This is a genomic window from Limnohabitans sp. WS1 (genome assembly GCF_003063265.1).
Lineage (GTDB): Bacteria > Pseudomonadota > Gammaproteobacteria > Burkholderiales > Burkholderiaceae_C > Limnohabitans_A.
This window is the reverse complement of record NZ_NERU01000007.1, coordinates 18,732-37,659: the sequence shown is the minus strand read 5'-3', so window position 1 is coordinate 37,659 and position 18,928 is coordinate 18,732. Positions and strand designations below refer to the sequence as shown.

Sequence of the window (18,928 nt, the reverse complement as noted above, 5' to 3'; positions counted from 1 at the left end):
CTTGATACAAGGGCAATGCCCAGTACTCGGCAGGAAGCCTTTGGGGATTGAAAAATCCAAAAATGTCGGGTAGTTACCAAATAAACAATAAGTATTCATTGTTATTATTCACTTTGCTAAAAAGGTGCAAAGTGAACTCTCCTCGACAACCTCACCCTTCATTCATCGAAAAAACGATTCGCTGGCCCCTCATTTGGGTGGGTTTGGCCTTGCTGATATTGGGATCCGGTGTTTTGCTGTACGCCAATCGGACCTATGAGAACCACGTCAGGCAGGCCGCCATCGATCGTGCCAAAGCGCATGTCCTTGGTTTGAGTCAGTTTCGATTGTTTTATGAGCAAGCCCTGTTGCCGCGTGCCATGCAAGCCGGTGTGCCTTTCACCGAAGATGAGCGATCAAGCCGAAATGCCTTGCCATTGCCTGCAAGCTTGATGGCTGACATGAGCTTGTTTTTGGCCAAAAAAGCGGGTGATATTCAAGTCCGTTTTTACAGCGATGTGCCTTTGTCTGGGCGTGCTGTGCCTGTCGAACTGGACGCCTTTCAAAAACAGGCCTTGGTGGCCCTGCGCAGTCAGCCTGAAGTGCCCTTTGTGCAGGAAGAAATTCGCAATGGGATTCGGGTTTTACGCTACGCACAAGCCGACCGGGTGGCGGTGCAATGCGTGGCCTGCGGTGCCAGCTCTGGCAATGAACGTGCCGCACAGGCCGAGGTGGTGGGGGCGCTAGAAGTGGTGTTGCCCATCGAGACCAGCGAAGTCAGCAGCATGTTCACGGTCAAATACACCTTATTGACGCAGTCCGTGGCGGTGCTGCTTTGCTTGCTGTGGGTGTGGTGGATGCTCAAGGGGTTTAGGGGTGCCTTGCTCAAGGGCCAAAAGTTGTCCAGTGAACGCGAAGCCGTTTTGGCCCAGCTGAGCCAAGAAGTGGACCAGCGTAAAAAAGAAGAACGCCAACGCCGCCTGAGTGAAAGCAAACTGCAAAGCCTGTTCACCTCGGTGCCTGAAGCCATTGTGGTGTCGGACGCCCAAAGGCGAATTGTTCAATGCAACTTTGAAACCGTGGCCATTTTTGGTTACCCCTCAGAGGACTTGATTGGGAAAAAAATCGATGTGCTCATGGCTCCCCAAGAGATGATCGAGCCCGAGCAACCCATGGCGGAGTTCTTGCGGACACGCGAGTCCACCTTGCTCAACCAGGCCCAGGTGATGACGGGCCGACGTAAAAACGGCCAGCTTTTTTCATTGCGCATGACGTTCAGCGAAATGCGTGTGGACGAGGACATTTTGTATGTGACCGTCATGCAGGATTTTTCGGGGACCGAAAACACCCAAAAACTGCTCAGCCAAGCCAAAGAAAAAGCCGAAGAAGACCGGCAATTGCGTGGTGAATTTTTGGCCAAAATGAGCTACGAAATTCGCACCCCCATGAACGGCATCGTGGGCATGACCGAGTTGGCCATGGACACACCGGACAGAGCGGAGCAAAAAGAGTACCTGACACTGGCCAGAAACTCAGCCAACCACTTGCTTCACATCATCAACCAGATCCTTGATTTTTCAAAAATCGAAGCCAATGCCTTGAAGTTGGAGTTGCAAGACGTCAGTCCTGCGCAATGGCTTGAAAAATCGGTGGAAGACATGGTCCCCTGGGCCCGCGCCAAAAACATTGACTTGTTGACCGACTTGTCCCCTCAATTGCCCCTGTTGGTGCGCATGGACCCTGTGCGCATGCAGCAAGTGCTGACCAATCTGATTGGCAATGCCATCAAGTTCACCGATTTGGGTGCTGTGACCGTGGCCATGCAAGCCCACAGCGCCGCCAGTGCCGACAAGTGTGTCTTGCGCATCAGCATCACCGACACGGGCAAGGGTTTTGATTCGTCCAGATCGGCCTCTTTGTTCAATCCTTTTAATCAGGTGGACGACTCGGACAAACGCATTTTTGGCAGTACAGGTCTGGGCTTGGCCATCACCCGCAGTTTGGTGCACTTGATGGGCGGTGAAATCATTGCCAACAGCCAGCCAGAACTGGGCGCTTGTTTCACGGTGGCATTGCCCGTCGATTTGGTGTCGATGGCGCCTGAGCAGGTCCGATTGGTGCAAGCGCAGTTGGACAAGCACCCCGTCAGCAAGGATCGGGGTCTTGTGTCCAGGGTGGATGACAGCCCCTTGATGGTCCAATCCATGACCACACGGCAGGGAGAACAGGTCTCTGTGTTGTTGGTCGAGGACCATGAAATCAACCGCAAATTGGCTGAAATCATGATCGAGCGCATGGGCTGCCGACTCGTGTCTGTGCGCGATGGCTTGCAAGCCCTGGATGCCATGGATAAAACCCGTTTTGACGTGGTCTTGATGGACGTGATGATGCCCGTCATGGACGGTCTGGCCGCCCTGAAATTGGTGCGCGAACGTGAAAAAGGCACCGGTTTCAGGTCGCGCGTGTTGATGGTCACGGCCCATGCCATGGCCGGTGACCGCGAGCGTTTCTTGAACGCAGGGGCCGATGGCTATGTGTCCAAGCCCATGTCTCAGGCGAGTTTGCAAACTGAAATCGAGCGCGTTTTGGCCCTCGAAGAGGGCGAAGAGCCCGCCATCTGAAGCCGAGGGCCCTGCTTGAATGGCATTTCAACAGGTGTCCCTCTTCAATGGGGGGCAGTTCAGGGCCCGGCCTGGGTCTCAGGGGGTCTGCTTTTCCAGATCCCGAAGCTTAAAGCGCTGAATCTTGCCGGTAGCCGTTTTGGGCAGTTCGGCCACAAACTCGATGAAGCGCGGATATTTGTAAGGGGCCAGGCGCTCTTTGACAAAGGCTTTGACCTCCTCTTGGCTCAGGGTTTGCCCGGATTTGAGCACGATGAAGGCCTTGGTTTTGGTCAGGCCATCGGTGTCTTCCTTGCCAATCACGGCCGCTTCCAAAATGGCGGGGTGTTGCACCAAGGTGGATTCGACTTCAAAAGGCGAGACGTAAATGCCGCTGACCTTGAGCATGTCGTCGTTGCGTCCCGCGTAGGTGTAGTAACCGTCGGCATCCCGCGTGTATTTGTCGCCGCTCTTGGTCCACACGCCTTGGAAGGTGTCGCGGGTTTTGCTGCGGTTGTTCCAGTACATCAGGGCGCTGCTGGGGCCCTGGATGTAAAGATCGCCAATTTCGTCGTGTCCTGTGATCACTTGGCCGTCCTCGGTGCGCAATTGGACTTCGTAACCGGGCACAGGCTTGCCCGTGGTGCCATAACGCACATCACCAGGGCGGTTGGACAGAAAAACGTGCAGCATTTCTGTCGAACCAATCCCGTCAATGATCTCGCAGCCAAAGTGACTGGACCAGCGCTCGGCGATGTCGCGCGGCAGGGCTTCACCGGCCGATGAGCACAAACGCAGAGCGACCGCTTTGGGGGCGGGCAAATCGGGTTGGGCCAGCATGCCTCCGTAACCGGTGGGAGCACCATAAAACACCGTCGGTTGATGGTCGACCATGCGCTTGAAGGTGGCTTGTGGTGTGGGGCGCTCGGCCATCAGCACCACAGTGGCGCCCACGCTCAGCGGGAAGGTGAGGGCGTTGCCCAGTCCGTAGGCAAAAAAGAGTTTTGCTGCCGAGAACACCGTGTCGCTCTCACGCAAATCCAGCACGCCTTGGCCATACAGCCCGGCCGTCCAGTAGAGGTTGCCTTGGCTGTGCACGGTGCCTTTGGGCTGGCCTGTGGAGCCCGATGAGTACAGCCAGAAAGCCGGTTCATCGGACAGGGTGGGTGCGGGCAGTGCGGGCGGGTTTTGGGCCACAAAGTCGGCCATGTTGAGTTGGCCCGGGGTCAAGGCCGCTGCAGGGCGAGAGACCACGATGTGAGCCACTTCGGTTTTGCCCAGGTCCAAGGCCGCTTGCAAGGTTGGCAGCAAGGCCCCAGACACCAAAACGGCTTGTGCACGGCTGTTGCCCAACATGAAGGCGTAATCATCGGGCGTCAGCAAGGTGTTGACGGCCACAGGCACCACGCCCACGTAAAGCGCCCCCAAAAAGGCCACGACCCAGTCGCTGCTGTCTTGCATGAGCAAGAGCACACGCTCTTCGCGCTTGAGGCCCAGGGTCTTCAGGCCTCCGGCGAAACGCCGGATTTGATCGTGAAGCTCGCCGTAAGTGAGTGAACCCACGTCATCGATCAAGGCGGTTTTGCCCGTGCGCTTGGCGTTGATGGCGATCAGGTGTTGGGCAAAATTGAAATCTGCGGGGGGTGGGGTCACGGGGCGTGTCATGTGTGTCTCCTCAGGGTTGTCTTGGTTGTTGAAATGACCTGTGTTGGCCCATCTTTTGCAGGAGCCGCGCCCTTGCGGCGATCCGCCTGCTGGGGATTTTCGTTGCGGGGGCGCGGCTCCTACAAGGGGGGTCAGAGGGCCAGCTTGCCGCCCTGGGCGGTCAGCTGATCCAAAGCGAGCGAGCTGCCTTGCACCGCACTGCGGCGGTGGTAGAAATTGAGCGCCCGCAGGCCGCCCAGCTCTTCGCCGCCGCCCGCGCGGCCGGGGCCGCCGTGCAAGCTCATGGGCATCACGTTGCCGTGGCCGCTGTGCAGGCTTGCCACGTCGGGTGAGATGGCGTGCACACGGCCGTGGCTGCTGGCCAAAGCCACAGAGGCTTGCGCGGTGAATACAGGGTCTTCGCTGTAGACCGAGCACACCAACGAGCCTTCACCCCGGCGAATCATGGCGTAGGCCTCGTCGATGCTGTCGTAAGGCATCAGGGTGGACACGGGGCCGAACACCTCGACCGAGTGCAGCACCTGGGCCGTCATGGGCGATTCGGTGCCCAGCAGCACCGGGGCCACGCAAGCGCTGTTGGCGTCGGCATCGATCAGTGCGGCACTGTTGCCGTCGAACAAAACGGTGGCTTCGGTTTTCAGCAGTTTCAGGCCCGCAAGCACGCTGGCTTTTTGTTCCTGACTGACCAATGCACCCATGCGCACGGTCTCGTTGCGCGGGTTGCCCACGGTGGTTTTGGCCAGACGCGCCCCCATGGCTTCGGCGGCGGCTTTGTACAAAGCACGCGGCACAAAAATGCGGCGGATCGCGGTGCACTTCTGGCCCGATTTGACCGTCATCTCGCGGGCCACTTCGGCCACCAGCAGCTTGAAGGCTTCGCTGTCTGCGGTGGCCGCAGGCGAGAGCAGGGCGCTGTTGAGGCTGTCGGCTTCGATGTTGCAGCGCACCGACAGCTCGGTCACCGCGCGGTGGCTGCGGATGATCTTGCCGGTCTCGGCCGAGCCGGTGAAGCTGACCACGTCAAAGGCTTGCAGCTGGTCCATCAGGCCAGCGGAGGAGCCACAGATGACCGACAGCGCACCCACGGGCAACACACCTGCGTCGACCACGTCTTTGACCATGCGCTGGGTCAGCCAGGCGGTGGCGGTCGCGGGCTTGATGATGACGGGCACGCCCGACAACAGTGCCGGCGCGGCTTTTTCCCACAGGCCCCAGCTGGGGAAGTTGAAGGCGTTGATGAACAGCGCCACGCCGCGTGTGGGCACCTGGATGTGCTGGGTCTGGAAGGCTGGGTCTTTGGCCATGCGGATGCGCTCGCCGTCGAGCAGCAGCGTGGCGTCGCCCAGGGCCGCGCCCTGCTTGGCGTAGTAGCCCAGGGTGAAGATCGCGCCGTCAATGTCCACGCCCGAGTCCTTGGCCACGGTGCCACTGTTGGCCGTGGCGATCTCGTAGTAGGTGTCGCGGTTGGCTTGCAGGACTTCGACGATCTTGGTGAGCAATGCAGCGCGTTGCCCGTAGCTCAGGGCACGCAGCGCAGCGCCGCCTTGTTCACGGGCAAAGGCAAAGCCTTCGGCCAGGTCTATGCCGGTGCTGGACACGCGGGCCAGCTCGGTGCCCAGCACCGGGTCGAACAGGGGCGTGCCTGCACCGGTGCCGGTTTGCCAGCGGCCTGCAAAAAAGTTGGGAAGCAATGGGGACATGGGCGTGGCTTTCGTTTGGATGGGGGGCGATGGGGGCGCAATTTGCACTGACAGTGCATCAAAGTTTGTTCCACGGGGCCAGTTGGCGGTATAAACAAAGCTCCATGCATTATTGTGCTTGCCCTCTAGTATGCATTAAAGTGCATGTTTTGGGTTTCCTGAAATCCTAGGGTTTTCCCCTTGTTTTGTCATTCCGTGTTGAACATGACCTCTGAAGCCAGCTTGCCCATCGATCCGACCGAGCCCGACACCCGACGCCATCCTTTTTTGGAAGCCTTGGGGGAGCGGGTGCGCAACTTGCGCTCGCGTCAAGGCATGACGCGCCGCGCCGTGGCTTTGGCCGCCGAAGTCTCTGAACGCCACTTGGCCAACCTCGAATACGGCACTGGCAACGTCTCGGTGTTGGTGCTGTTGCAGGTGGCCAACGCCTTGCAATGTTCTTTGGCCGAATTGCTCGGTGATGTGACCACCCGCTCGCCCGAATGGCTCTTGATTCGTGAGTTGTTGGGCCAGCGCAGCGAAGCCGATTTGCGCCGTGCCAGATTGCAGCTGGTGGATTTATTGGGTGAAGGGGGTAACGCACAAGAGCGTCAGAACCGCATTGCCTTGATCGGTTTGCGCGGGGCAGGCAAAACCGCGCTGGGCCAGCGCCTGGCCGACGACATGGGATTTCCCTTCATTGAGCTGAGCCGAGAAATTGAGCAATTTGCCGGATGCCAGATCAGCGAGATCCACAACCTGTATGGGGCTAACGCTTATCGACGCTACGAGCGCCGTGCCCTCGAAGAAGCCATTCAGATTTACCCCGAAGTGGTGATTGCCACGCCCGGGGGGCTGGTGTCGGATTCGGCCAACTTCAATCTGTTGCTGTCGCACTGCACCACCGTGTGGCTGCAGGCCGATGCCACCGACCACATGGGCCGTGTGGCCGCCCAAGGGGACATGCGCCCCATGGCCGCCAGCCGCGAGGCCATGGAAGACCTCAAACGCATTTTGGAAGGACGAGCCGCTTTTTATTCCAAAGCCGACATGGCCATCAACACCAGTGGCCGAACAGAAGACCAGGCTTTTGAGGCCTTGCGTACTTCGGTTCGCCAACATCTGGGACGTCAGGCTTGATGTGGGGGTGAGAATTTATTTCATAGGGTAAATACCTATAAAATGCATTAAAGTGCATATTACGCGAACGGCAAAGATGCACTAAACTTCAGCTCAACATGCAATGAACTGCATTTTTGACAGAAATCAATTCCACCCCTTCACCGATGGAGACACCCATGACCGCAGCGCTTCAAGTCAATTACCAGACCCACCCTTCGCAGTACAAGCACATCCACCTGGCTTTTGATGGCGAGATCGCGACCTTGTCGATCAACATCAATGAAGACGCCGGCATCCGCCCTGGCTACAAACTCAAGCTCAACAGCTACGACCTGGGTGTGGACATCGAGTTGCACGATGCGCTGCAACGCATCCGTTTCGAGCATCCCGAAGTGCGCTCGGTGGTGGTGACCAGCCTGAAAGACCGCGTGTTCTGCTCCGGTGCCAACATCTTCATGCTGGGTGTGTCCACCCACGGATGGAAAGTGAACTTCTGCAAGTTCACCAACGAAACCCGCAACGGCATTGAAGACTCCAGCAAGCACGACGGCCTGAAATTCGTCGCCGCCCTGAACGGCGCTTGCGCTGGCGGCGGCTATGAGCTGGCCCTGGCCTGCGACGACATCGTGCTGGTGGACGACCGTTCTTCTTCGGTGTCTTTGCCTGAAGTGCCTTTGCTCGGCGTGTTGCCCGGCACCGGCGGCCTGACCCGCGTGACCGACAAGCGCCATGTGCGCCACGACCTGGCCGACATTTTCTGCACCAGCGTCGAAGGCGTGCGTGGTCAAAAAGCCGTGGACTGGCGTCTGGTCGATGCCGTCGCCAAGCCCGCCGTGTTCAAAGATGTGGTCAAGGCACGCGCCGCAAAGCTGGCCGCTGGCAGCATCCGGCCTGCAGGCGTCAAGGGCGTGGAACTGACACCCTTGAACCGTACCATCGCGGCCGATGCGCTCACCTACACCAACGTCTCGGTGGAGATTGACCGTACCAAGCGCATTGCCACCTTCACCGTCAAAGCCCCTGCCACAGCCCAACCCACCGACATCGCGGGCATCGAAGCCGCAGGCATGAACTGGTGGCCGCTGCAGATGGTGCGCGAATTGGATGACGCCATCCTGCACATGCGCACCAACGAACTGGACATCGGCACCTGGGTGCTCAAAACATCGGGCGACGCCGCTGCCGTGTTGGCTTCGGACGCCACCATGCTGGCGAACAAAGACCACTGGTTTGTGCGTGAAACCATCGGCCACCTGCGCCGCACCCTTGCCCGCATGGACGTGACTTCGCGCAGCCTGTTCGCCCTGATTGAAGAGGGGACATGCTTTGTCGGCACACTCGCCGAGTTGGCTTTCTGCGCCGACCGTGCTTACATGCTGGCGCTGCCGGACGACGAAGCCAAGGCCCCCAAGATTCAACTCAACGAAATGAACTTCGGTTTCTTCCCCATGGTCAACGACCAGACCCGCTTGCAGCGCCGCTTTTATGAAGAAGTGCCTGCCATGGAAGCCGCTCGCGGCGCGATTGGCAAGGCCTTGGATGCTGACGCCGCTCTGGCCCTGGGCCTGGTGACTGCCGCGCCTGACGACATCGATTGGGCCGACGAAATCCGCTTGGCCCTGGAAGAGCGCTCTTCCATGTCGCCCGATGCCCTGACCGGTCTGGAAGCCAACCTGCGTTTCGCCAGCCAAGAAAACATGCTGACCCGCATCTTTGGCCGCCTGACCGCCTGGCAGAACTGGATCTTCCAGCGCCCCAACGCCGTCGGCGAAAAGGGTGCCCTGAAGGTCTACGGCAAGGGCGAAAAAGTCCAGTTTGATCTGAACCGCGTTTAAAAATTTTTCACCAGGAGAACATCATGTCCGGTATCAACTACAGCGAAAAAATCCCCAACAACGTCAACCTGAGCGAAGACCGCACCTTGCAGCGTGCCCTTGAGCAATGGCAGCCCAACTTCATCAACTGGTGGGACGACATGGGTCCCGAAGGCTCAACCGACATGGACGTGTACCTGCGCACGGCCGTGAGCGTGGACCCGCAAGGCTGGGCCCAGTTTGGCCACGTCAAGATGCGCGACTACCGTTGGGGCGTTTTCTTGAACCCTGGTGAGCAAGACCGCAAGATCCATTTTGGTGACCACATCGGCGAGAAAGCCTGGCAAGACGTGCCTGGCGAGCACCGCGCCAACCTGCGCCGCATCATCGTCACGCAAGGCGACACCGAGCCAGCATCGGTCGAACAGCAGCGCCACCTGGGCCTGACTGCGCCCAGCATGTACGACCTGCGCAACCTGTTCCAGATCAACGTCGAAGAAGGCCGCCACCTGTGGGCCATGGTGTACCTGCTGCACAAATACTTCGGCAAAGACGGCCGCGAAGAAGCCGATGCCTTGCTGCAACGCAACAGCGGCAACGAAGACAACCCCCGCATCTTGCAAGCCTTCAATGAGAAGACACCCGACTGGTTGTCGTTCTTCATGTTCACCTACTTCACCGACCGCGACGGCAAGTTCCAGTTGTGCGCTTTGGCCGAGTCGGCATTCGACCCCCTGGCCCGCACCACCAAGTTCATGCTGACCGAAGAGGCGCACCACATGTTTGTGGGCGAGTCCGGCGTGAGCCGCACCATCCAGCGCACTGTCGATGTGATGAACCAGCTCAAAACCGACGACGTGGGCAAGCTGCGCGCTGCCGGTGTGATCGATCTGCCAACCATCCAGCGTTACATCAACTTCCACTTCTCGGTGACCATCGACTTGTTCGGTGCCGACGAGTCTTCTAACGCGGCCACCTTCTACAGCTCGGGCCTGAAAGGCCGCTACGAAGAAGGCAAGCGTGGTGATGACCACATCCTGAAGGGCAACAGCTACAAGATTTTGTCGGTCGAAGACGGCAAGTTGGTCGAAAAAGAAGTGCCGATGCTCAACGCTTTGAACGAAGTGCTGCGCGACGACTACATCACCGACTCCAAAGGCGGCATTGACCGTTGGAACCGTGTGATCTCCAAGGCCGGCATTCCATTCACCTTGACCGCACCTCACAAAGCGTTCCACCGCAACATTGGCTCTTTGTCCGGTTCCAAGATCACGCCCGATGGCCGTGTGGTGACCGACGCCGAGTGGATGGCCAAAGTGGGCGAGTGGCTGCCCACCAACGAAGACCGCGCTTATGTGGCCAGCCTGATGGGCCGTGTCGTTGAGCCCGGCAAATTCGCCAACTGGATCGCGCCCCCCGTCATGGGCATCAACCGTCAGCCCGTGGACTTTGATTACGTTCGCTTCAACTGATTGAGTCTCTTGCTGCCGTCCTCGCTGTTTGCGGGGGCGGCAGTTGACAGAGGAAGGGGCGGGTTCCTCATGCTGGGGTACCAGAAATCGTCACCCGCCCCTTCCCCTGTCAACTGCATGGAGTTGGTTCTGTGTCCTTGACGTCAATGGACTACTGGTTTGCCAGTGGTTTGAAGGTGCTGCCTTGAAGTGAGGCGGTCATTGAAAGGGCAAGGGGCGGGTTCCTCATGCTGGGGTACCAGAAATCGTCACCCGCCCCTTTCCCTGTCAACTGCATGGAGTTGGTTCTGTGTCCTTGACGTCAATGGACTACTGGTTTGCCAGTGGTTTGAAGGTGCTGCCTTGAAATGAGGCGGTCATTGAAAGGGCAAGGGGCGGGTTCCTCATACCGGGGTACCGAAAATCGTCACCCGCCCCTTGCCCTTTCAATGACATGGGACATGGGTGCGCGAGTCAAAGACACCGGTAGACTGACGACGTTCATGCAGGCACAGAGCGACGGTATGGCTTGGGGCCGGGCGCCGATTTCTGGTACCCCAGCATGAGGCGCCCGGCCCCAAGCCATACCGTTGCGGACCACGCAGACAACAGACAGAAAACGCCAAAATTCAAGAGAGCCAAGACATGAGCACAGAAGCAACCCTGATCAAACAACACCTGATCGACCCGGAAATCTGCATCCGCTGCAACACCTGCGAAGCGATCTGCCCCGTGGGTGCCATCACCCACGACTCGCTCAACTACGTGGTCAAGGCCGATGTCTGCAACGGTTGCATGGACTGCATCTCGCCATGCCCCACCGGCTCGATTGACAACTGGCGCATGGTGCCCAAGGCCAAGGCCTACAGCATCGAAGAACAACTCAAGTGGTACGACCTGCCCGCTGAACTGAGCGCCGAAGAACTGGCTGAGGCCGGTGGCCTTGCGGGTGCTGCCCAAGAGGAATCCCAAGCCGCTGTTCAATCTGCAGCCTCTTCGTCGTCGGTCGCCAGCACCCCCACCGCCTCGGGTTTCAATTCTGCCCAGTTCGGCGCGACCATACCGCCCTGGTCGGCCGCACACGCCTACACCAACCTGTATGGTCCCAAGGCCGCTGAGAAAACCATCACCGCCACCGTCACAGGAAACCTGCGCGTGACCGAAGTGGGTCAACAAGCAGGTCAGCAAGACTACGACACGCACCACATCGTGCTCGACTTTGGCAGCATGCCCTTTCCGGTGCTCGAAGGCCAGTCGATCGGCATCATCCCGCCAGGCGTTGACGCCAACGGCAAGCCACACCACGCTCGCCAGTATTCGATTGCCAGCCCCCGCAATGGCGAGCGCCCTGGCCACAACAACCTGTCGCTGACCATCAAGCGTGTGCTCGAAGACCACGACGGCAAACCTGTGCGCGGCGTAGCATCCAACTTCATGTGTGATCTGAATGTGGGTGAAAAAGTGCAGGTGATCGGGCCGTTTGGCGCGAGCTTCCTCATGCCCAACCACCCCAAGAGCCACATCGTCATGATCTGCACCGGCACCGGCTCTGCGCCCATGCGGGCCATGACCGAATGGCGTCGCCGCCTGCGGGCCAGTGGCAAGTTCGAGGGCGGCAAACTCATGCTGTTCTTTGGGGCCCGCACGCCGGCCGAACTGCCTTACTTTGGTCCGCTCAACAATCTGCCCAAAGACTTCATTGACATCGAGTTTGCTTTTTCGCGTGAAGTGGGCAAGACCAAACGCTACGTTCAGGACGCCATGCGCGACCGTGCTGCCGACATCGCTGCACAACTCAAGGACCCCAATACCTGCTTTTATGTGTGCGGGCTCAAAAGCATGGAAGAGGGCGTGGTCATGGCCCTGCGCGACATCGCGCAAAATGCTGGACTCGATTGGGACAGCATCGGTGCGGCCCTCAAAAAAGAAGGCCGTCTGCACCTTGAAACCTATTGATCCCAGCAGAAACTGTGCGCTTCGCGGTCATGTCGGGGCTGAAGCCGCCGACCTACAAATCAGCGCACTTGTCTCTTGTAGGTCGGTGGCTTCAGCCCCGACAACGCACACTCGATCATGGCAACGATGAATTTTCCAACGGATGTGACCCCTTCGCATGCAGACCGATTCCATTTCTGAAACACGTATCGGATTGAATGCACTGCGCGAGCAACTGCGTCAACCCCGCAAGCAGCTCAAAGGCCGTCAGGTCATGCCCGAGGCCCGTGCCGAGGTGCAGGCCTTGATCGGTTTGCCACCTGCTGATGGTCACCGCCGAGACCTGCTCATCGAGCACCTGCACAAACTGAACGACCATTTCCATGGTTTGTTCGAGCGCCACATGGTTGCGCTGGCCGCCGAGATGCGTCTGCCCGTGGTCGAGGTGTTCGAGGTCGCATCGTTCTATCACCACTTCGAGATTCTGAAAGACACCCAAACCGCCCCACGCATCACCGTACGGGTGTGTGACAGCCTGAGCTGCAGCCTGGCCGGCAGCGACAGTTTGCTGCGCCAATTGCAGCGTGATTTGCTGGACGTTCAAGTCGTGCCTGTGCCGTGTTTGGGCCGCTGCGAGCAGGCCCCGGCCGCGCAGGTCGGTCAGCAGGCTGTGGCGCATGCCACCTTTGAAGCTGTGACGCAGCGTGTGACCCAACACCAGACCGAGCCCAACCCACTTCCCGGCGCAATCCGGCTGGCGGCTTATCGGCAAGCGGGTGGTTACCAGTTGGCGCAGCACATTGCGGCCGGACAAAAAGACCACGAATCGGTCATCCAGTGCTTGGAGTCTTCCGGCCTGCGCGGCCTGGGCGGCGCGGGTTTTCCGGCTGGACGCAAATGGCGCATCGTGCGCAGCCAGCCCGGCCCACGCCTGATGGCGGTCAACATCGACGAGGGCGAGCCCGGCACCTTTAAGGACCGCACCTGCCTGGAAGCCGACCCGCACCGTTTTCTGGAAGGTTTGCTGATCGCGGCCAGCGTGGTGGGTTGTGAGGCGGTCTACATTTATTTGCGCGACGAGTACCACGAAGCGCGTGTCTTGTTGACCCAAGAACTGGCCGCTTTGCAGGCCAACCCGCCTTGCGCCTTGCCACGCATTGAGTTGCGCCGGGGCGCGGGCGCTTACATCTGCGGCGAAGAGTCGGCCATGATCGAAAGCATCGAAGGCAAACGGGGTGAGCCGCGCATGCGCCCGCCTTACATCGCCGAGGTGGGCCTGTTTGGCCGCCCGACGCTGGAGCACAACTTTGAGACCCTGTTTTGGGTGCGCGAACTGATCGAGCAGGGCGCGGACAGTTTTGCATCGCATGGACGTCACGGCCGCAAGGGCCTGCGCCGTTTCAGCGTCAGCGGGCGTGTCAAGCACCCGGGCGTGAAACTCGCGCCTGCGGGCATCACGCTGCGCGAATTGGTTGATGAATACTGCGGCGGCATGGCCGAGGGGCATACGCTGTACGCTTATTTGCCCGGCGGTGCGAGTGGCGGCATCTTGCCCGAGCGCTTGGCCGATGTGCCGCTGGACTTTGACACCCTGCAGCCGTACGGCTGCTTCATCGGTTCGGCCGCCGTGATGGTGCTGAGCCAACACGACAGCGCCCGCGAAGCGGCCCTGAATGTGATGCGCTTTTTTGCGCACGAAAGCTGCGGCCAGTGCACCCCATGCCGTGTGGGCACCGACAAGGCTGCGCAGCTCATGGCAGCCCCAGTGTGGGATTCCGATACCTTGCAAGATTTGGCGCAGGTCATGGGTGACGCGTCGATTTGCGGCCTGGGCCAAGCGGCACCGAATCCGATCCGGTGTGTGCTCAATGACTTTCCGCATGAAGTGGGGATGCAGACATGATGCTGTGTAGGAGCGACGCCCCCGTCGCGAGCAAGCAAGGGTTCATCGCGGCGAGGGCACCGCTCCCACAGGAAGAGTCGGTCTCTTGTAGGAGCGACGCCCCCGTCGCGAACAAGCAAGGGTTCAACGCGGCGAGGGCACCGCTCCCACAGGGAGAGTCGGTCTCTTGTAGGAGCGACGCCCCCGTCGCGAACAAGCAAGGGTTCACCGCGGCGAGGGCACCGCTCCCGCAGGGAGAGTCGATCTCTTGTAGGAGCGACGCCCCCGTCGCGAACAAGCAAGGGTTCAACGCGGCGAGGGCACCGCTCCCACAGGGAGAGTGGGTCTCTTGCAGGAGCGACGCCCCCGTCGCGAGCAAGCAAGGGTTCATCGTGGCAAAGACGTCGCTATCACAGGTTGGGGCCTCTGCATGAACACGGTTGCATTCACCCTCAACGGCCAAATGGTTGAAGCGCCTGCTGGAAAAAGCATTTTCAACATTGCCAAAGAATTGGGCATTGCCATTCCCCATCTGTGTCACAAAGAGGGCCTGGCACCCGACGGCAACTGCCGCGCTTGCGTGGTCGAGGTGGCCGGTGAACGGACATTGGCCCCCAGCTGCTGCCGCAGCGCCACGCCCGGCATGCAGGTGCAAACGAACAGCGAACGAGCGGTCAAAAGCCAGAAGATGGTGCTGGAGATGCTGCTGGCCGACTTGCCCGAGCAGGGCCACAAGTGGCTCGATGACCGCGCCGAGGCCCCACACGGCGAACTGAGCCAATGGGCCGAGCACCACGGCGTGCAGGTCCGCCCCGCACTCGCTCAATTGCGCCGTGAGGCCGTCCCCGCCGATCTGTCGCACCCGGCCATGGCCGTGAACTTGGACACCTGCATCCAGTGCAACCGCTGCCAACGCGCCTGCCGTGATCTGCAGGTGAACGACGTGATTGGCTTGGCATTTAGGGGCGCACACACCCAAGTGGTGTTCGACCTGGCCGACCCCATGGGAGGTAGCTCTTGTGTGGGCTGCGGCGAATGTGTGCAGGCTTGCCCCACAGGCGCACTCATGCCCAAGAGCCACATGGGGCCGCAAACCGTGGACCGCGAAGTCGATTCGGTGTGCCCGTTTTGCGGCGTGGGTTGTCTGGTCACCTACCAGGTGCGCGATGAAAAAATCATCAGCGTCAAAGGCCGCGAAGGCCCGGCCAATGAAGGCCGCCTGTGCGTCAAGGGCCGTTTTGGCATGGATTACATCCACAGCCCGGACCGCATCACGATGCCGTTGATCCGCAAGGCGGGCGTGGCCAAAGACCTGGACCTGATCGATGGCCACACCGACTGGCGCGAAGTCTTCCGTGAAGCCTCATGGGAGGAAGCGCTGGACTTGGCCACCCAGCCGCTCAACACGCTGCGCCAACAACACGGCCCCAAGTCACTCGCTGGTTTTGGCTCGGCCAAAGGCAGCAACGAAGAAGCCTACTTGTTCCAGAAGCTGGTGCGCACCGGCTTTGGCAGCAACAACGTGGACCATTGCACCCGTTTGTGCCACGCGTCCAGCGTGGCCGCACTTTTGGAAGGCGTGGGCTCGGGCGCAGTCAGCAACCCGGTGCGAGATGTCGAGCATTCGGATCTGATCATCGTGATCGGCTCCAACCCCACCAGCAACCACCCGGTGGCCGCCACTTGGATGAAAAACGCGGCCCAGCGCGGCACGCGCATCGTGCTGGCCGACCCGCGCATCACCGATATCGGCCGCCACAGTTGGCGCAATCTTCAGTTCAAGGCCGACACCGATGTGGCCATGCTCAACGCCATGCTGCACGTCATCGTCAACGAGAACCTGTGCGATGAAAAATTCCTGAGTGAACGTGCCGACAACGTGGCAGAACTCAAGGCCCATGTGCAGGACTTCACGCCCGAGGCCATGAGCGCGGTTTGCGGCATTCCGGCCGACACCCTCCGCGAAGTGGCGCGGGCCTATGCCAGCGCCAAAGCCGCCATGATCTTGTGGGGCATGGGCGTGAGCCAGCATGTGCACGGCACCGACAACGTGCGCTGCCTGATTGCGCTGGCCAGCATCACCGGCCAGATCGGCCGCCCCGGCACCGGCCTGCACCCGCTGCGTGGCCAAAACAACGTGCAAGGCGCGAGCGATGCGGGCTTGATCCCGATGATGTACCCCAACTACCAGCGCGTGAGCGACAAGTCGGCACACGACTGGTTTGAGAAATTTTGGGACACGAAACTCGACGACCAGCCCGGCTACACCGTGGTCGAGATCATGCACAAGGCCCTCGCGCCAGACAGCGACCCGCACAAGGTGCGCGGCATGTACATCATGGGCGAGAACCCGGCCATGAGCGACCCGGACCTGAACCACGCCCGCCACGCGTTGGCCAGCTTGCAGCACCTGGTGGTGCAAGACATCTTCTTGACCGAAACCGCCTGGTTGGCCGATGTGGTGCTGCCCGCCAGCGCCTGGCCCGAGAAAACCGGCACTGTCAGCAACACCGACCGCACGGTGCAAATGGGCCGCCAGGCCGTGTTGCCACCCGGCGATGCGAAACCCGATTTGTGGATCATCCAGCAGATCGCCCAGCGTTTGGGCCTGAATTGGTCTTATGCAGGCGAGCACGAGGGCGTGGCCGCGGTGTACGAAGAAATGCGCCAGGCCATGGCCCCGGCCATTGGCGGCATCGACTGGGCGCGTTTGAATGCGGGCTCGGTCACTTACCCCTGCGTGAGCGCCGAGGACCCGGGTCAGCCCATCGTTTTCCACGACCACTTTCCCACCCCCGATGGCCGGGTGAAGTTGGTGACTGTTGATCTGATTTTGGCGGCCGAGCGGCCCGATGTCGATTACCCCTTTGTGCTCATCACCGGGCGTCAGCTGGAGCACTGGCACACGGGCAGCATGACGCGACGTGCCACAGTGCTCGATGCCTTGGAGCCTGCGGCCACGGCCTCCATGCACGGTGCCGACATGGATCGATTGGGTTTGGAGCCTGGCCAGCGCATCCAGGTGCGTTCGCGCCGGGGTGAGGTGAGCCTGCAAGTCAGGCAAGACAACGGCACGCCTTTGGGCGCTGTGTTCATGCCTTTTGCCTACCAAGAGGCAGCAGCCAATTTGTTGACCCATGCGGCTTTGGACCCGTTTGGCAAAATTCCGGAATTTAAATACTGCGCTGTTCAAGTCCAAGGTATTAACTCCCAGAAAGCATAATCCCGGGTGTCATGAACCGGCAGGGCAAGGACTTGGGGCCTGCTGTCGGGGTGTACCACTCACAAGGCCAGGGAGGCCGCTTTGAATCTGAACATGCAAACCGTCTTCTGGATGGATGCGTTTTTGTACCTGATGCTGTATGCGGCCATTTGGTATGGATTGGCCCGCTATCGCAGCCCCAAGGTGGTGCTTTGGAGTGTTTCTGGCATTGCCAGTGCCGTGGGCTTGTGCGTGCTGGGCAGCCGAGGCTGGATCTCCTACAGCTTGATTGTGGTGCTGGGGCAGTTTTTGATGGCTGCAGGCAATTGGGGCCGCCAAATCGCCTTGCGTTCCTTGGACGGGCCGCCTTCAAGGCGTTGGATGGTGTGGTCGGGTTTTGCCAACGTGGCGTATTTGAGTCTGAGCTATGGCTTGCATTTCTCGGGTGCCCCCGAGAGCACCATCGTGTTGCTGTTTTATGCTTATTACAGCGTCAACTGTGCCGATTACTGCTGGTCAGGCCGGCGCGTGGGGCAGACCCATGACGCCATCGGGGCCAATGCGGTTTATTGGGCGGGTTGGGTGCTGGTGTCGACGCTGGGTCTCAAAACTTTGGCGCTGCTGACGGGTTGGGGTGCGACCGATTTGTATGAAGTCACTTGGGACAATTTTGTTGTGTTCATTGGCCAGTTCGTGGCCTTGATCATGCTCAACGTGGGTTTCATGCAGATTTACATCGAGAAACACCACCGCGCCAAAATCGAGGTTGAAAAAAAGCTGGCCAGTGAGCAAGAACGCGCGGTGATGGCGCAACAGCATTCGCAGACCCTGGGTGTCTTGTTGCTTGAACGCGATGAAATCATCCGCCAGCTCACCTTGTCCAACAAAAGCGCCGGTATGGGGGCCTTGGTGGCGAGTTTCGCCCACGAGCTCAATCAGCCACTGACGGCCATTTTGCTGCATGCAGAGTTGCTGCAAAGCAAACTGGCCCGTGTCCCGAATGAGCCGCCTGTGAGCGATTTGCCCATGATGAGGTCGGTGGCCGATTGCATCGTCAGCGACACGCAGCGCTCAGCCAGCATCATTCGTAAATTGCGTAATTTGTTTCGTTTGAGCAAGGGAGAGAAAGTCGACATGCGTGTGGACCAGTTGGTCCGGGAGGTGGCTGATTTGTTGCAACCTCAAATGCAAGCGTCCGGAATTTTGATGAACACAGACCTCTCATCCGAATTGCGCTTTCATGGCGATGCCACCCAACTGCAGCAGGTGGTGCTGAATTTGCTCAGCAACGCCATGGATGCCTTGATCGAAAAACGGCCCCGCTACCCCCAACTGAAAGTGTGGGGGTACGAACAGAAGGGCTTTTTGGAGCTGCATGTCGATGACAACGGCAAAGGCATTCCAGTGGAGCTGCAAGATGAAGTGTTCAGCTTGTTCAAAACCTCCAAATCTCAAGGCATGGGGGTCGGTTTGTGGCTCAGTCGGTCCATTGTCGAGTCGCACGGTGGTCAGCTCAGTTTCAAATCCGAGCCTGGCAGGGGCACGGTTTTTACAATGCGATTACCCTGCAGCCCTGTTCCTCTTGCCTCCTGAAAAAGC

10 protein-coding genes are annotated in these 18,928 nt (G+C 59.6%); 8 read left to right on the top strand and 2 right to left on the bottom strand.

All coding sequences use genetic code 11. The features are described 5' to 3' along the window. Positions 1 to 131 precede the first annotated feature (131 nt). A complete protein-coding gene (locus tag B9Z48_RS10500; protein WP_158273246.1) occupies positions 132 to 2,600 on the top strand; it encodes a response regulator in 2,469 nt (822 codons plus the stop codon). Between the two features lie 78 nt (positions 2,601 to 2,678). On the opposite strand, the gene B9Z48_RS10495 is transcribed toward B9Z48_RS10500, so the two are convergent. Continuing rightward, positions 2,679 to 4,244, bottom strand: a complete 1,566-nt coding sequence (locus B9Z48_RS10495) for a benzoate-CoA ligase family protein (RefSeq protein ID WP_108378265.1) — start codon at positions 4,242 to 4,244, stop codon at positions 2,679 to 2,681. Positions 4,245 to 4,375: 131 nt separating this feature from the next. After that, positions 4,376 to 5,944: a 3,4-dehydroadipyl-CoA semialdehyde dehydrogenase gene (locus B9Z48_RS10490; protein ID WP_108378415.1), complete on the bottom strand. Its 1,569-nt coding sequence runs from the start codon at positions 5,942 to 5,944 to the stop codon at positions 4,376 to 4,378. Positions 5,945 to 6,148: 204 nt separating this feature from the next. Here B9Z48_RS10490 and B9Z48_RS10485 point away from each other — a divergent pair, with 204 nt between their 5' ends. From B9Z48_RS10485 to B9Z48_RS10450, 7 genes are all read left to right on the top strand, one after another. Next, positions 6,149 to 7,063 (top strand): helix-turn-helix transcriptional regulator, encoded by a 915-nt coding sequence (locus B9Z48_RS10485; protein ID WP_108378263.1) that lies wholly within the window; start codon positions 6,149 to 6,151, stop codon positions 7,061 to 7,063. 158 nt (positions 7,064 to 7,221) lie between these two features. Beyond that, positions 7,222 to 8,880, top strand: a complete 1,659-nt coding sequence (boxC, locus tag B9Z48_RS10480; protein ID WP_199233497.1) for a 2,3-epoxybenzoyl-CoA dihydrolase — start codon at positions 7,222 to 7,224, stop codon at positions 8,878 to 8,880. A gap of 23 nt (positions 8,881 to 8,903) precedes the next feature. Beyond that, positions 8,904 to 10,331 (top strand): benzoyl-CoA 2,3-epoxidase subunit BoxB, encoded by a 1,428-nt coding sequence (gene boxB, locus B9Z48_RS10475; protein WP_108378259.1) that lies wholly within the window; start codon positions 8,904 to 8,906, stop codon positions 10,329 to 10,331. A gap of 624 nt (positions 10,332 to 10,955) precedes the next feature. Continuing rightward, on the top strand, positions 10,956 to 12,266 hold the full coding sequence (gene boxA, locus B9Z48_RS10470) for a benzoyl-CoA 2,3-epoxidase subunit BoxA (protein ID WP_108378257.1): 1,311 nt from the start codon (positions 10,956 to 10,958) through the stop codon (positions 12,264 to 12,266). A gap of 157 nt (positions 12,267 to 12,423) precedes the next feature. After that, the gene (locus B9Z48_RS10465) at positions 12,424 to 14,148 is read left to right on the top strand and encodes an NADH-ubiquinone oxidoreductase-F iron-sulfur binding region domain-containing protein (protein ID WP_108378255.1); all 1,725 of its coding nucleotides are present in this window, start codon (positions 12,424 to 12,426) and stop codon (positions 14,146 to 14,148) included. Positions 14,149 to 14,557: 409 nt separating this feature from the next. Further along, positions 14,558 to 17,350 carry a formate dehydrogenase subunit alpha gene (fdhF, locus tag B9Z48_RS10455; RefSeq protein ID WP_108378251.1) on the top strand — a complete coding sequence of 931 codons (2,793 nt, stop codon included), beginning with the start codon at positions 14,558 to 14,560 and terminating at the stop codon, positions 17,348 to 17,350. A 93-nt stretch (positions 17,351 to 17,443) separates the two neighbouring features. Continuing rightward, complete coding sequence (locus B9Z48_RS10450; protein ID WP_108378249.1) at positions 17,444 to 18,922, top strand: sensor histidine kinase; 1,479 nt, start codon at positions 17,444 to 17,446, stop codon at positions 18,920 to 18,922. Positions 18,923 to 18,928: the final 6 nt, after the last annotated feature.

Bases quoted from the DNA above. Each gene is read 5' to 3' on its own strand.
- boxA (WP_108378257.1), top strand. From the start codon at position 10,956: ATGAGCACAGAAGCAACCCTGATCAAACAACACCTGATCGACCCGGAA.
- B9Z48_RS10490 (WP_108378415.1), bottom strand. From the start codon at position 5,944: ATGTCCCCATTGCTTCCCAACTTTTTTGCAGGCCGCTGGCAAACCGGC.
- boxC (WP_199233497.1), top strand. From the start codon at position 7,222: ATGACCGCAGCGCTTCAAGTCAATTACCAGACCCACCCTTCGCAGTAC.
- B9Z48_RS10485 (WP_108378263.1), top strand. From the start codon at position 6,149: ATGACCTCTGAAGCCAGCTTGCCCATCGATCCGACCGAGCCCGACACC.
- B9Z48_RS10450 (WP_108378249.1), top strand. From the start codon at position 17,444: ATGCAAACCGTCTTCTGGATGGATGCGTTTTTGTACCTGATGCTGTAT.
- B9Z48_RS10465 (WP_108378255.1), top strand. From the start codon at position 12,424: ATGCAGACCGATTCCATTTCTGAAACACGTATCGGATTGAATGCACTG.
- fdhF (WP_108378251.1), top strand. From the start codon at position 14,558: ATGAACACGGTTGCATTCACCCTCAACGGCCAAATGGTTGAAGCGCCT.
- B9Z48_RS10495 (WP_108378265.1), bottom strand. From the start codon at position 4,244: ATGACACGCCCCGTGACCCCACCCCCCGCAGATTTCAATTTTGCCCAA.
- boxB (WP_108378259.1), top strand. From the start codon at position 8,904: ATGTCCGGTATCAACTACAGCGAAAAAATCCCCAACAACGTCAACCTG.